Raw genomic sequence first — 13721 nt, forward strand, 5'->3', positions numbered from 1 at the left:
CGTGATATCGCGCATCCCGGCACAAAAAGAGAGATAACCGATGATATCGTTACGACATACAGCTTTAGGACTGGCGCTGAGTCTGGCATTTACGGGTCAGGCGTTGGCCGTCACCACTATTCCATTCTGGCATTCAATGGAAGGGGAGTTAGGCAAAGAAGTTGATTCGCTGGCGCAACGTTTCAACCAGGCTAATCCGGATTACAAAATCGTTCCGGTCTATAAGGGGAACTATGAACAGAACCTGAGCGCCGGGATCGCGGCATTCCGTACCGGCAACGCGCCGGCAATATTGCAGGTTTATGAGGTTGGGACGGCGACCATGATGGCCTCGAAAGCCATTAAGCCGGTTTATGAAGTGTTTAAAGACGCCGGTATTAACTTTGACGAGTCCCAGTTTGTACCGACCGTTGCAGGCTACTACACCGATGCTAAAAGCGGGCATCTGCTCTCCCAGCCCTTTAACAGCTCCACGCCGGTACTGTACTACAACAAAGACGCCTTTAAGAAAGCCGGTTTAGATCCGGAACAGCCGCCGAAAACCTGGCAGGAGCTGGCTGACTATACCGCGAAACTGAGAGCGGCAGGCATGAAATGCGGTTACGCCAGCGGCTGGCAAGGCTGGATCCAACTGGAAAACTTCAGCGCCTGGAACGGTCTCCCCTTCGCCAGTAAAAACAATGGCTTTGACGGTACAGATGCGGTGCTGGAGTTTAATAAGCCAGAGCAGGTGAAACATATCGCGCTGCTGGAAGAGATGAATAAAAAAGGCGATTTTAGCTATGTTGGGCGTAAGGACGAGTCTACCGAGAAGTTTTATAACGGTGACTGCGCGATGACAACCGCGTCCTCCGGCTCGCTCGCCAATATCCGCCAGTATGCCAAATTTAACTATGGCGTGGGTATGATGCCGTACGACGCTGATATCAAGGGCGCGCCGCAAAACGCCATTATCGGCGGAGCCAGCCTATGGGTCATGCAGGGTAAAGATAAAGAAACCTATACCGGCGTCGCCAAATTCCTCGACTTCCTGGCAAAACCGGAAAACGCTGCTGAATGGCATCAAAAAACCGGCTACCTGCCGATTACTACCGCCGCCTACGAGCTGACCCGCGAGCAGGGTTATTACGATAAAAACCCCGGTGCGGATATCGCCACTCGCCAGATGTTGAATAAGCCGCCGTTACCCTTCACCAAAGGCTTGCGTCTGGGCAATATGCCGCAGATTCGTACCATCGTGGACGAAGAGCTGGAAAGCGTCTGGACCGGGAAGAAAACCCCACAACAGGCGTTGGATACCGCAGTGGATCGCGGGAATCAGTTGCTGCGTCGTTTTGAGAAAGCGAGCAAATCTTAAGTGTATAAGTGCCTGGTGGCGCTGCGCTTATCAGGCCTACAGCGTTTGTAGGCCGGATAAGGTGCTTGCACCGCCATCCGGCACCTTCCAGGAAAAGAACCTTCATGTCATCATTCCGTCCGGTGTTCCGCTCGCGCTGGCTGCCGTATTTACTGGTTGCTCCGCAGTTGGTTATCACCGTTATTTTCTTTATCTGGCCTGCGGGCGAAGCGCTGTGGTATTCGCTGCAAAGCGTCGATCCGTTTGGTTTTTCCAGCCAATTTGTCGGGCTGGAGAATTTTGTCGCGCTTTTTCACGACAGTTATTATCTCGACGCCTTCTGGACGACGATTAAATTCAGCGCGCTGGTCACGTTTAGCGGCCTGCTGGTCTCGCTGTTTTTCGCCGCCCTGGTGGATTACGTGGTGCGCGGCAGCCGTTTTTATCAGACGCTGATGCTGCTGCCTTATGCCGTCGCGCCCGCCGTCGCCGCCGTATTGTGGATTTTCCTGTTTAACCCAGGGCGGGGATTAATCACCCATTTCCTCGGCGAATTCGGCTATGACTGGAACCACGCGCAAAACAGCGGTCAGGCGATGTTCCTGGTGGTATTTGCGTCAGTCTGGAAGCAGATTAGTTACAACTTTTTATTCTTCTTTGCCGCGCTGCAATCCATTCCCCGCTCGCTGGTGGAAGCTGCGGCCATTGACGGCGCCGGGCCGATTCGTCGTTTCTTCCGGCTTTCTTTGCCGCTTATTGCGCCGGTCAGTTTCTTCCTGCTGGTGGTCAACCTGGTGTACGCCTTTTTCGACACCTTCCCGGTGATCGACGCCGCGACCGCCGGCGGGCCGGTACAAGCCACCACGACGCTGATTTATAAGATCTATCGCGAAGGGTTTACCGGCCTGGATCTCTCGGCGTCCGCCGCGCAGTCGGTGGTGTTGATGTTCCTCGTCATCATTCTGACGGTGGTGCAGTTCCGCTATGTGGAAAGTAAGGTGCGTTACCAATGATAGAGAATCGTCGCGGGCTGACAATATTCAGCCATACCATGCTGATTCTGGGGATCGCGGTCATTTTGTTTCCGCTGTATGTCGCGTTTGTCGCGGCGACGCTGGACGACCGCGCGGTGTTTGAGACGCCGATGACGCTGCTTCCCGGCACGCAGTTACTGGAGAATATCAAAACTATTTGGGTCAACGGTGTCGGTGTTAATAGCGCGCCATTCTGGCTGATGATGCTTAACAGTTTCATTATGGCGTTCAGCATTACGGTAGGCAAAATCACGGTATCTATGCTTTCCGCATTCGCCATCGTCTGGTTTCGTTTTCCCCTGCGTAACCTGTTCTTCTGGATGATTTTTATCACCCTGATGCTGCCGGTTGAAGTGCGTATCTTCCCGACGGTGGAAGTGATCGCCAACCTGAAAATGCTCGACAGCTATGCCGGTCTGACGCTACCGCTGATGGCGTCCGCTACCGCCACTTTCCTGTTTCGTCAGTTCTTCATGACGCTTCCGGATGAACTGGTGGAGGCGGCCCGTATTGACGGCGCGTCGCCGATGCGCTTTTTCCGCGACATCGTGTTGCCGCTGTCAAAAACCAACCTGGCGGCGTTATTCGTCATCACCTTTATCTACGGCTGGAACCAGTATCTGTGGCCGCTGTTGATTATCACCGACGTGAATCTTGGCACTGCCGTAGCGGGTATCAAAGGGATGATCGCTACCGGCGAAGGTACCACGCAATGGAACCAGGTGATGGCGGCAATGTTGCTTACCCTTATCCCTCCGGTCGTTATCGTTTTAGCCATGCAACGGGCGTTTGTGCGTGGTTTAGTGGACAGTGAGAAATAAAATGGCTGGTTTAAAACTACAGGCAGTAACCAAAAGCTGGGACGGCAAAACCCAGGTCATTCAACCGCTGACGCTGGACGTGGCGGATGGCGAATTTATTGTGATGGTCGGGCCGTCCGGCTGCGGCAAATCAACGTTGTTGCGGATGGTGGCCGGTCTGGAACGCGTGACCAGCGGCGATATCTGGATTGATCGCAAACGGGTCACCGAGATGGAGCCCAAAGATCGCGGCATCGCGATGGTATTTCAGAACTATGCTCTCTATCCCCATATGAGCGTAGAGGAGAACATGGCGTGGGGACTAAAAATTCGCGGTATGAGCAAAGCGCATATTGAAGAACGTGTGCGGGAGGCGGCGCGCATTCTGGAGCTGGACGGCCTGCTTAAACGCCGTCCACGCGAGCTTTCCGGCGGTCAACGGCAGCGCGTGGCAATGGGGCGCGCGATCGTCCGCGAGCCGGCAGTCTTTTTATTCGACGAACCGCTTTCTAACCTCGACGCCAAGCTGCGCGTGCAGATGCGTCTGGAGTTACAACATCTGCATCGTCGCCTTCGTACCACCTCGCTCTATGTTACTCACGATCAGGTAGAGGCGATGACGCTGGCCCAGCGGGTGATGGTGATGAATAAAGGCGTCGCAGAACAGATTGGCACGCCGGTAGAGGTGTATGAAAAACCGGCCAGTCGCTTCGTGGCGAGCTTTATCGGCAGCCCGGCGATGAACCTGTTGGACGGCGTTATCAGCGCTTCCGGCGACCGTTTCGAATTGCCTGGCGGTCTGGCGTTACCGATAGGTGCGGACTATCGGGGTCATGCCGGACGTAACATGACGCTGGGTATCCGCCCGGAGCATATTGCGTTAAGCTCGCAGGCGGAAGGCGGCGTGCCGCTAACGGTAGATACGCTGGAGATTCTGGGCGCGGATAATCTGGCGCATGGGCGCTGGGGCGATCAGAAACTGGTGGTGCGGTTGGCGCATCAGCAGCGCCCGGCGGCGGGCAGTACGCTATGGCTGCATCTGCCGGAACATCAGCGACATCTTTTTGATGGCGAAACAGGACAACGTGTATGAGTAACTGGCCTTATCCCCACATTGTCGCCCATCGCGGCGGCGGTAAACTGGCGCCGGAAAACACTCTGGCGGCGATTGACGTGGGCGCGCGATACGGGCACACCATGATTGAGTTTGATGCCAAGCTGTCGAAAGACGGCGAAATTTTCCTGCTGCATGACGATAACCTGGAGCGCACCAGCAACGGTTGGGGCGTGGCGGGCGAGTTGAACTGGCAGGATTTATTGCGTGTGGACGCTGGCGGTTGGTTTAGCGGCGAATTTAAAGGCGAGCCGCTGCCGTTGCTCTCGCAGGTGGCGGAGCGCTGCCGTAAACACGGCATGATGGCGAATATTGAGATCAAACCGACAACGGGGAGCGAAAGGCTAACAGGACGCGTCGTGGCGTTGGCCGCCCGCGAACTGTGGGCCGGGATGACGCCGCCGCTGCTTTCTTCCTTTGAGATAGAGGCGCTGGAAGCGGCGCAGGCGGCAGCACCTGAACTGCCGCGCGGGTTACTACTGGATAAATGGCGTGAAGACTGGCGTGAACTGACGACCCGTCTGGGCTGTGTTTCCCTCCATCTCAACCATAAATTACTCGATGAGACGCGAGTGCAAGAGATTAAGGCCGCGGGTCTGCGGATTCTGGTGTATACCGTCAATCAGCCCCAGCGGGCGGCAGAGCTGCTGCGCTGGGGCGTGGATTGTATCTGCACCGATCGCATTGATGACATCGGCCCTCACTTTCAGTTTTAAGGGCCGTCAGTTTTAAGGGCTGATGGTTTTCAGCGGGATGTCAGGCTGCGGCGTCCCGCTGCCCTGCTGCAACATTGGCTGGGAATGGTTTAGCATCCGGTCCGGATTTCCGCTGCCGCTGAGCATTCTGCCCTGCGTATTGGGCAGCGTTTGCTGACCGAGCATACCGTTGCCCGGCTGTCCCTGCTGAACCCGCTGCGTATTGGCATTCAACTGCGACTGTAGATTTTGCTGCTGGCTGCGCGCCTGCGTTTGCATCTGTTGTTTCAACATACCCTGCTGCTGAATCTGCTGCGTTTGCATCTGCGTCTGCATACGCTGCTGGCTGGGGATCTGATAACCTGGCTGATTAGGATTATTCATAGTGTTAATTGGCTGGGCCAATACAGCAAAGGGTAACAAAGCCGTAATAAGTAGTAAGCGTTTCATTGTCGTCTCCTCCCGATGAGGCCTCTTTTTAAGTGTACCTCTATTTCGCCATGATGATGATTTTTTAAGCGTTGTGGACCAGGATTAAACGGGACATACACCCATTTATCTGGAGAAAAACAACGATGAAACCAACGTTTATGCGCTGGGTGGCGATCGCCGCTCTGCTGGCCGGGGGGACGTTTAGCGCGGTGGCCAATCCTCCCGTCGCGCCGCCAGTCTCCTATGGTGTTGAAGAAGATGTCTTTCATCCTGTGCGGGCGACGCAAGGGATGGTGGCGTCCGTGGATGCAATGGCGACGCAGGTTGGCGTGGATATCTTAAAGCAGGGCGGTAATGCCGTGGATGCCGCCGTCGCCGTGGGCTATGCGCTGGCTGTCACGCATCCGCAAGCCGGGAATCTGGGCGGCGGAGGATTTATGCTGCTGCGCACTAAAGATGGCGCTACCACGGCGATTGATTTTCGTGAAATGGCGCCTGCTGGCGCGACCCGTGATATGTTCCTCGACGAGCAGGGTAACGCCGATGCGAAAAAGTCGCTGACGTCGCATCTGGCATCCGGTACGCCGGGTACCGTGGCGGGGTTCTCGCTGGCGCTGGAGAAATACGGCACGATGCCGCTGAATAAAGTGGTGCGTCCGGCGATGAAGCTGGCGGAAGAGGGTTTTGTGGTTAACGATGCGCTGGCCGACGACTTAAAAACTTACGGCAGCGAAGTGATCCCTAATCATGAGAACAGCAAAGCCATTTTCTGGAAAGACGGCGAGCCGCTGAAAAAAGGCGATAAGCTGGTCCAGAAGAATCTGGCGAAAAGCCTGGAAATGATTGCCGAAAACGGCCCGGATGCGTTTTATAAAGGGGCGATTGCTGACCAGATTGCCGGAGAAATGCAGAAGAACGGCGGTCTGATGACCAAAGAGGATTTAGCCAGCTATAAAGCCGTTGAGCGTACGCCAATCAGCGGTGACTATCGCGGGTATCAGGTCTTCTCCATGCCGCCGCCGTCCTCGGGCGGTATTCACATCGTACAGATCCTGAATATCCTCGAAAATTTCGACATGAAGAAGTACGGCTTTGGCAGCGCCGATGCCATGCAAATCATGGCGGAAGCGGAAAAATACGCCTACGCTGACCGCTCAGAGTATCTGGGCGATCCGGACTTTGTGAAAGTGCCGTGGCAGGCGCTGACCCACAAAGCCTATGCGAAAACGCTGGCCGATCAAATTGATATCAACAAGGCCAAACCTTCCAGCCAGATAAAACCGGGCAAGCTCGCCCCGTATGAAAGCAACCAGACCACCCACTTCTCGGTGGTGGATAAAGACGGCAATGCTGTGGCGGTGACCTATACCCTGAATACCACCTTCGGCACAGGAATTGTGGCGGGAAATACCGGTATTCTGCTGAATAATCAAATGGATGATTTTTCTGCTAAACCCGGTGTACCTAATGTTTATGGCCTGGTAGGCGGCGATGCTAACGCGGTCGGTCCGAAGAAGCGTCCGCTGTCGTCGATGTCGCCCACTATCGTGGTAAAAGACGGCAAAACCTGGCTGGTGACCGGCAGTCCTGGCGGGAGTCGAATCATCACTACTGTGCTGCAAATGGTAGTGAACAGCATTGATTTTGGCATGAACGTCGCCGAAGCGACCAACGCGCCGCGTTTCCATCATCAATGGTTGCCGGACGAACTGCGGGTAGAAAAGGGCTTCAGCCCCGATACGCTAAAGTTGCTGGAACAGAAAGGGCAGAAAGTCGCGCTGAAAGAAGCGATGGGCAGCACCCAAAGTATTATGGTTGGACCGGATGGCGAACTGTACGGTGCGTCTGACCCGCGTTCGGTGGATGATTTAACGGCGGGATACTGATTTTTAATTCCAGGCCCGGTGTCAGACACCGGGCTATTTGCAGATTATGCCGTGAGTAATCGGGCTGGATTATCAATACAAAGCTTGCGCAGAGTATCGTTGTCTACTCCGCGAGCAGCCAGATAGGCGAGGAAGACATTCGGGACAAACCCCCAGCCATTTCCGCCATTTTTCGCCCACATCTGTTTGAGAAAAACATCATGGCTTAAAACGATTTGGTCGGCGTAACCCAGTGCAATCAGATTCGCTACTGCATCTGCGGTCTCCTGAACGCCCGGCGCGACACCTTCTTTTGGAAAGGTGATGTCCAGACCAATCATGTCAAATTCAAGCCATACGCCACGGTCGAGCATTTTACGTTGATAGACGACATCTTTTCCTGAAGGGTCCGAATGCGCCAGCGAGACTTTTGCCGGAGAGACGTTCATTTCTTCCAGCACGATATCCAGCACCTCATCACCCAGTCGCAGCCACCCTGGCATATGGATATTCATCGCCGTGTGGGGGTTGTTACATTGTGCCAGAGACGCTGCCCGCAGGCTGTTACGCTCCGCTTGGGTAAACGCGGGAGATACGCCGATTTCACCGATCATGCCAGCGCGAATATCCGTCTCGCCAATACCCTGATTCAGTTCTTTATCAATGAGTGAGGCTAACAGCTCAACAGGTTTATGGATCCGGGTACTTTCAAATTTCTCCAGATAAGGTCCGGATGACGCAACGATATTCAAACCCGTTTTTAAGGCAACTTCTCGCAGCGCTGAGGCGTCCCGTCCAATGGATTCTGATCCGGTGGCGTCGACAATCGTCCTGCCGCCCAAAGACATAAAGTTATTGATTTCGAAGATAACATCATCAATCTCTTTGCGGTCCATGTTATCGGCGCAGCAGTATGGGTCGTGTTTCAGCCCCCACTGCAGGTCAGCACTGACTTTCTTTCCCACCAGTTGCTGTGAAAAAGCATAATGTGGCTCGTCTACGACCGAAGACAGATCGTTAAACAGATGTTCATGCGGTAGCGTCAGCCCCATATCCGTATGCGCCACCGGGCCTGTTACGGTTTGCAGGAAACCTTTCATTCTGACACCTCTATTCTTTGCGCCATTTTGGATGCTCTGTATTCAGGGATGGTGGTCACAATCGCACCGACTAACGCGAACAGCGTACCGATGATGGTGACCAGGTAGACCGTATTGCCTAATGAAGGGATCAATTCATCAATCAGCACTGAGCCAAGCAGTTGGCCTGCTGTTGACGCTACGCCCAGCATCAATAGCCCTAAGCCTCTCACCAGAATCGCCATTAGCCCGATGGACAGCAGACCCAGCGGACCACCGAGATACATCCACCATGTATCGGGTAACTGAATGGTGACATGGCCTAATGCGATACGTATCGCCAGCGCCGCGCCCAGGACACAAAAGCCGACGATGAAGTTCCATGTAATGGACACCAGCATGGAGCCCGTTGCCTCGGCGACTTTCGCATTCCCCGCAGGCTGCCAGCCAGCGAGTAACCCTGCCAAAAAGGGGAGGATAGCGAGCAGGATAAACGAGGTTGAGTGCCACTGTGGCGACACGACAAAAATGGTGGCGATAACGGCGAATAATGCGCCAGTAATGCGCCATGGCGTAAAATATTTCTTCTCCTCCACACCGATGCCAAAACGGTCGCACAGCAGGCCGGAAAGGAGCAGGGCGGAAATTAATGCCGTTTGAAAGGTGGCAACGCCCAGCGCGCTGGCGGATGCGCCTTCGGAAAATACGACCATCGCCCCGCATAATCCTGCAAACCAATTCCATAGCGGGATTTTTCTCTTTTTAATCAGAGTAGGGATTGAGGCGAATTGCTGGCGTGTTTCTTTGCGCGCAATAATAATAAAAAACATGACGACCAGACCGCTGGCAAACGAGATTACTGCGCAAGCATTACCGTCTTGTAACCAATGTCCTAACTGCCCATTAACGGCAGACTGCATCGGGGAAAGCATACCGGCTAAGATGGTGGCAAGCATCAGTAAGGGGGTTGAGTACTTATTCTTGTTCATACATCAATCCTTATATTTTATAAAAGGAGTAACTTTCGTTACTCCATTGTTTTTTATTTTCTGGCGATGAATTGAAGCGTGTTGACCCACAGGTCGGTATAAAACGGCCATGACATAAACTGCTGGGTTCCCCAGTGTGGGGAGCAGTCACTCATAAAGCAGGCGGTTTTACCCTGTTGGTATTCACCGAACACTAACAATGGGTCATTATTTATTGTTAATACGACATCGGCATCGTCTCTGGCGACGGCCTGGTTATATCCAAGAAATACCGGATAATCTGAGAACCCGTTAACAACAGGATGTTCAGGTGAGACAGCCTCAGCACAAATACCCTCTGGCTTTTCTACCCGGTCATCGCCATCAAGCATAATAACTGGCAGAACCTCAGCAAGAACGGTGTTCTTATAATTGGCTTTTGCCTCAATACCCATAAATGACAGGTAACCACCAATCATGAGTAGTCCACCGCCATTTTTGACGTACTCTTTAATGGACTCCAGAGCGTTTGGTTTTATTTTTAGCTGATAAAATGTCTCGTTTTGCAACAGGAAGGTGTTACTACCAATGTCGCTAATAACAATCACATCGTAACGGTTTAATTCGTCAATACTCTCTGGAAAGGCAATTTGTACCGTGTGGGCAGGCATGTAATCAATATCAACGCCGCCTTTCCTCAAGCATTCCAGTAACCATGTAGCGCCTTCTTCATATTTACTGGAGGTGAAACTGTCATAACCTTTTGAATGAATCATATGAATATGCCAGGATTCTCCAATAAAGAGCACCTTTAGTTTTTTCTGCGTATTGTTCATAGTCTGCTCCTTGATTTAGTGAGTAGAGATAGTTTGTTTGTAATGTGAACCCTGAATACGATGAAGAACGGAGTCGTTTTCCGGCATATCAGAGGCATTAGGCGTTTCAACCGCAAGTGAGGCAAATGCGCTGGCGTAGCACAATGCGGATGCCAGTGACTTTCCTTTTGCAAGACCAGATGCGAGGGCGCCATTGAAAGCGTCACCCGCTCCCGCAGTATTTTTTACAACTGCCGGAAATGCCGGGGAATAGATGAATTGTGTGCCATCATAAGCAAGCGAACCTTTGCTACCTAATGTAATAATGGTATTTTTGACGCCTTTCTGATGAATAATTTTGGCCGCGCATTTGGCTGATTCGATATCATTAACCGCCATATTGGCCAGCAGACCTGCTTCCGTTTCATTTGGCGTAATATAGTCAATGTTATCAATGATGGTGTTAACCATGTCATTGTACGGCGCTGGATTGATGATGACCGGTATGTCATTTTTTTGTGCGAGACGAATTGTTTGCTGCAGCGCTTCGTAATTCGTCTCCAGTTGGACAAGAACAATATCTGAATGAACAATGGCTTCTTTCTGAATGGTGATTTCATCAGGGGAAATTGTCATGTTGGCGCCAGGGTAGATAGCGATGACGTTATCTCCGGTATCTCCATTCACCATGATGGTTGCTGTACCTGTTTGTGTTTCTTTGGTCTGGTAGATAACACTTTTATGGATTTTTGATGAGTTTATAAAATTAATGGCGTAATCGCTAAAATGGTCTGAGCCGACTTTAGTAATAAAATGCACATCAGAGTCGGCATAGCTTGCTGCTAATGCCTGATTACATCCCTTACCGCCGGGTGAAAAAATAAATTTATCGGCCAGCAATGATTCTCCCGTTGAGGGTAATCTCGGTAGATAACTGATGATATCAACATTGAACGAGCCAATAACACATACATTATTTTTCATGGCAGAGAGACCTTTTTTTATTTTCTGCGCTGATTCATATTTTTCCAGCACATAAGCAATTTCATTTTTTGCGACGTTATCAAGAGAATCAAGGGTAATAAATGCACCACCATGACAGCGAGTAAGATATCCCTGTCCGGCAAGTTCATTGAGATCTGAACGAATAGTTTCCTTTGTTACCTTGAGACTTTTCGCCAGATTTGAAACTTTTACAACTCCCGAAATACTGAGTTCCTTCAATATTCTATGATGGCGTTCAAATTTCATTTTTTACCTCACCGTGGTTAAATTAGTCCCGGGAGGAGTATATAGTTGTGATTGTCACCATAAAGTGATGGCAGAAACCAAAAAAAAACAAAAATGTAATATTAATATTGCTAAAATTACGGAAAAAACGGTGATAAAGCTTAAAGCGGCAATAACCATGAAATTCAGGTGGTTATTGTTTTGATATAGGGGAAGTAGGTTGCAATAACTGGAATGTTGTGAAGGTTTGTGACGTTTCACCCCACAGGGTGGGGCGGGGAAGCGCTATTTCACGCGCGCCATAAAGTACGCATCAACGTACTCACCGTTGCGCAGGCCGTATTTCTTACCGGTGCCTTCGATTTCAAAGCCGTACTTCTTATACACCGCCACGGCGGGCTCGTTATCAACAAACACCGTTAACTCAATACGGTCAACGCGCAGCCAGTTATCGCACATGTCGATCATCGTGCGGATCAGCGCGCTGGCAATGCCGCGATTGTGCCACCGGGCATCCACGCAGATACCAAAATCGGCCACGTGGCTGCGGCGAGGACGTTGGGTGACCTGAATAGAAAGATGGCCAACGACAATATCGTCAATGCAGGCAACCAGTTGTTTAACCCCGGCTTGCTCGGTTAGCCGCGCCTGCCACATTTCGAGGGAAGGATGAGGAACCTGTAGCGTGTTGTGGTACACCTCCGGCTGGGCGTGGATCTGACGAATGGCATCGTAATCTTTCGGTTCAGCGTGGCGTATCACTATTTCACTCATTCCTTATCTCCTGCAGGGTTAATTGTGTATTTACACTCGCTGAGAAAGAAAATTCCGTCAACCGCATTTTTTTTGCAAAAAGAAGTAGACAACTGCGAATGAGAATGATTATTATTGCCTTGCATTCAGGGGAACCCCTACGGAGAACCTGAAAGCACGACATTGCTCACATTGCTTCCAGTATTATTTTGGCCAGCTTTTGCTGGCTTTTTTTTGGTTTTGTTTCAGCCTGGCTTACTTGTCATTTTGTCCCCGGGAAGTGCTCCTCACGTACATTTAGTACGCTCCGGGCCCTGCGCGCTTGCCGTGAACAACTGACCGCGACGCCGACGGCCGATCTTGAGGCATCTGCTTTTGTAGGCCCGAAAAGGCAACGCCGCATCCGGCAAAGAATCCAACATTCAGTCTCCTCACGCTTTGCGCTATGGTGTAAACAATCATCTTCAAAAGGATCGTCTCATGACCTTACACTGCGCATTTATTGGATTTGGCAAAAGTACCACCCGTTACCATCTCCCCTACGTTCTGAATCGGAAAGATACCTGGCATGTCGCGCATATTTTCCGTCGTCACGCTAAACCGGAAGAGCAGGCGCCGCAGTATTCGCATATTCACTTCACCAGCGATCTGGATGAGGTGTTGGGCGATCCGCAGGTAAAACTGGTGATCGTCTGTACGCATGCTGACAGCCATTTCGAATACGCCAAACGCGCGCTGGAAGCGGGTAAAAATGTGCTGGTTGAGAAACCTTTCACGCCGACGCTGGCGGAGGCAAAAGTGTTGTTCGACCTGGCGCGAAGCAAAGGACTGACCGTCACGCCGTATCAGAATCGGCGTTTTGATTCCTGTTTTCTCACGGCTAAAAAAGCGATTGAGAGCGGCAAACTGGGCAAGATTGTCGAAATTGAAAGCCATTTCGATTATTACCGCCCGGTAGCAGAAACCAAACCGGGCCTGCCGCAGGACGGCGCATTCTATGGACTTGGCGTCCACACCATGGATCAAATTATTTCGCTATTTGGCCGTCCGGATCATGTCGCGTATGACATTCGTAGCCTGCGTAATAAAGCGAATCCGGATGACACCTTTGAAGCGCAACTGTTTTATGGCGATTTGAAGGCTATCGTTAAAACCAGCCATCTGGTGAAAATCGACTATCCGAAGTTTATTGTTCACGGCACCAAAGGTTCGTTTGTGAAATACGGTATCGATCAACAAGAAACCAGCCTGAAAGCGAACATTATGCCTGGTGAACCCGGTTTCGCCGCTGACGAATCCGTCGGCGTGCTGGAATATGTTAACGATGACGGCGTGACCGTGAAAGAAGAGGTGAAACCGGAAACGGGTGACTATGGTCGCGTCTATGATGCGCTGTACCAGACGTTGACCGTCGGTACGCCTAATTACGTCAAGGAATCTGAAGTTCTTACCAATCTGGAAATCCTCGAGCGTGCTTTCGAACAGGCATCGCCTGCGACGATAACCCTCGCTAAATAGCCCTTACAGACTCCTCTGCGCTTATTCATATTTTTTGAACAGAGGAGTCAATTTTCACCCTCTATGATCCCGAACGGAATGA

13 protein-coding genes are annotated in these 13721 nt (G+C 51.6%); 7 read left to right on the top strand and 6 right to left on the bottom strand.

The window, feature by feature from the left end:
- Window positions 1-40 precede the first annotated feature (40 nt).
- The 5 genes from ugpB to ugpQ all read left to right on the top strand — a co-directional run bounded on the left by ugpB (window position 41) and on the right by ugpQ (window position 5000).
- Window positions 41-1357 (top strand): sn-glycerol-3-phosphate ABC transporter substrate-binding protein UgpB, encoded by a 1317-nt coding sequence (ugpB, locus tag NBA72_RS09290; protein WP_000624747.1) that lies wholly within the window; start codon window positions 41-43, stop codon window positions 1355-1357.
- A 104-nt stretch (window positions 1358-1461) separates the two neighbouring features.
- The gene (ugpA, locus tag NBA72_RS09295; protein ID WP_000094074.1) at window positions 1462-2349 is read left to right on the top strand and encodes a sn-glycerol-3-phosphate ABC transporter permease UgpA; all 888 of its coding nucleotides are present in this window, start codon (window positions 1462-1464) and stop codon (window positions 2347-2349) included.
- Window positions 2346-3191, top strand: coding sequence for a sn-glycerol-3-phosphate ABC transporter permease UgpE (ugpE, locus tag NBA72_RS09300; RefSeq protein ID WP_000572196.1), 846 nt, complete (start codon window positions 2346-2348; stop codon window positions 3189-3191). Before ugpA ends, ugpE begins: the two co-directional genes overlap by 4 nt.
- A 1-nt stretch (window position 3192) precedes the next feature.
- Complete coding sequence (locus NBA72_RS09305; RefSeq protein WP_000907838.1) at window positions 3193-4263, top strand: sn-glycerol-3-phosphate import ATP-binding protein UgpC; 1071 nt, start codon at window positions 3193-3195, stop codon at window positions 4261-4263.
- Window positions 4260-5000: a glycerophosphodiester phosphodiesterase gene (gene ugpQ / locus NBA72_RS09310; RefSeq protein ID WP_000073542.1), complete on the top strand. Its 741-nt coding sequence runs from the start codon at window positions 4260-4262 to the stop codon at window positions 4998-5000. Before NBA72_RS09305 ends, ugpQ begins: the two co-directional genes overlap by 4 nt.
- A gap of 12 nt (window positions 5001-5012) precedes the next feature.
- On the opposite strand, the gene NBA72_RS09315 is transcribed toward ugpQ, so the two are convergent.
- The gene (locus tag NBA72_RS09315; protein ID WP_042948473.1) at window positions 5013-5429 is read right to left on the bottom strand and encodes a DUF2756 family protein; all 417 of its coding nucleotides are present in this window, start codon (window positions 5427-5429) and stop codon (window positions 5013-5015) included.
- A gap of 125 nt (window positions 5430-5554) precedes the next feature.
- On the opposite strand from NBA72_RS09315, the gene ggt reads away from it, so the two are divergent.
- Entirely contained in the window at window positions 5555-7297 is a 1743-nt protein-coding gene (gene ggt / locus NBA72_RS09320; RefSeq protein WP_000805100.1) for a gamma-glutamyltransferase, read from the top strand.
- Window positions 7298-7341: 44 nt separating this feature from the next.
- Here ggt and NBA72_RS09325 read toward each other — a convergent pair whose 3' ends face one another.
- The 5 genes from NBA72_RS09325 to yhhY all read right to left on the bottom strand — a co-directional run bounded on the left by NBA72_RS09325 (window position 7342) and on the right by yhhY (window position 12142).
- Entirely contained in the window at window positions 7342-8376 is a 1035-nt protein-coding gene (locus NBA72_RS09325; RefSeq protein ID WP_000675710.1) for a phosphotriesterase family protein, read from the bottom strand.
- Window positions 8373-9344, bottom strand: coding sequence for a DMT family transporter (locus tag NBA72_RS09330; RefSeq protein ID WP_001038948.1), 972 nt, complete (start codon window positions 9342-9344; stop codon window positions 8373-8375). Before NBA72_RS09330 ends, NBA72_RS09325 begins: the two co-directional genes overlap by 4 nt.
- 53 nt (window positions 9345-9397) lie before the next feature.
- Window positions 9398-10159 carry a glutamine amidotransferase gene (locus NBA72_RS09335; protein ID WP_001066509.1) on the bottom strand — a complete coding sequence of 254 codons (762 nt, stop codon included), beginning with the start codon at window positions 10157-10159 and terminating at the stop codon, window positions 9398-9400.
- Between the two features lie 15 nt (window positions 10160-10174).
- Window positions 10175-11389: a PfkB family carbohydrate kinase gene (locus NBA72_RS09340; RefSeq protein WP_000667440.1), complete on the bottom strand. Its 1215-nt coding sequence runs from the start codon at window positions 11387-11389 to the stop codon at window positions 10175-10177.
- Window positions 11390-11653: 264 nt separating this feature from the next.
- Entirely contained in the window at window positions 11654-12142 is a 489-nt protein-coding gene (gene yhhY, locus NBA72_RS09345) for an N-acetyltransferase (RefSeq protein ID WP_001290278.1), read from the bottom strand.
- A gap of 459 nt (window positions 12143-12601) precedes the next feature.
- Here yhhY and NBA72_RS09350 point away from each other — a divergent pair, with 459 nt between their 5' ends.
- Window positions 12602-13639, top strand: a complete 1038-nt coding sequence (locus NBA72_RS09350) for an oxidoreductase (protein ID WP_001728080.1) — start codon at window positions 12602-12604, stop codon at window positions 13637-13639.
- Window positions 13640-13721 lie beyond the last annotated feature (82 nt).

Source organism: Salmonella sp. NW1250 (genome assembly GCF_051812965.1).
GTDB lineage: Bacteria > Pseudomonadota > Gammaproteobacteria > Enterobacterales > Enterobacteriaceae > Salmonella > Salmonella enterica.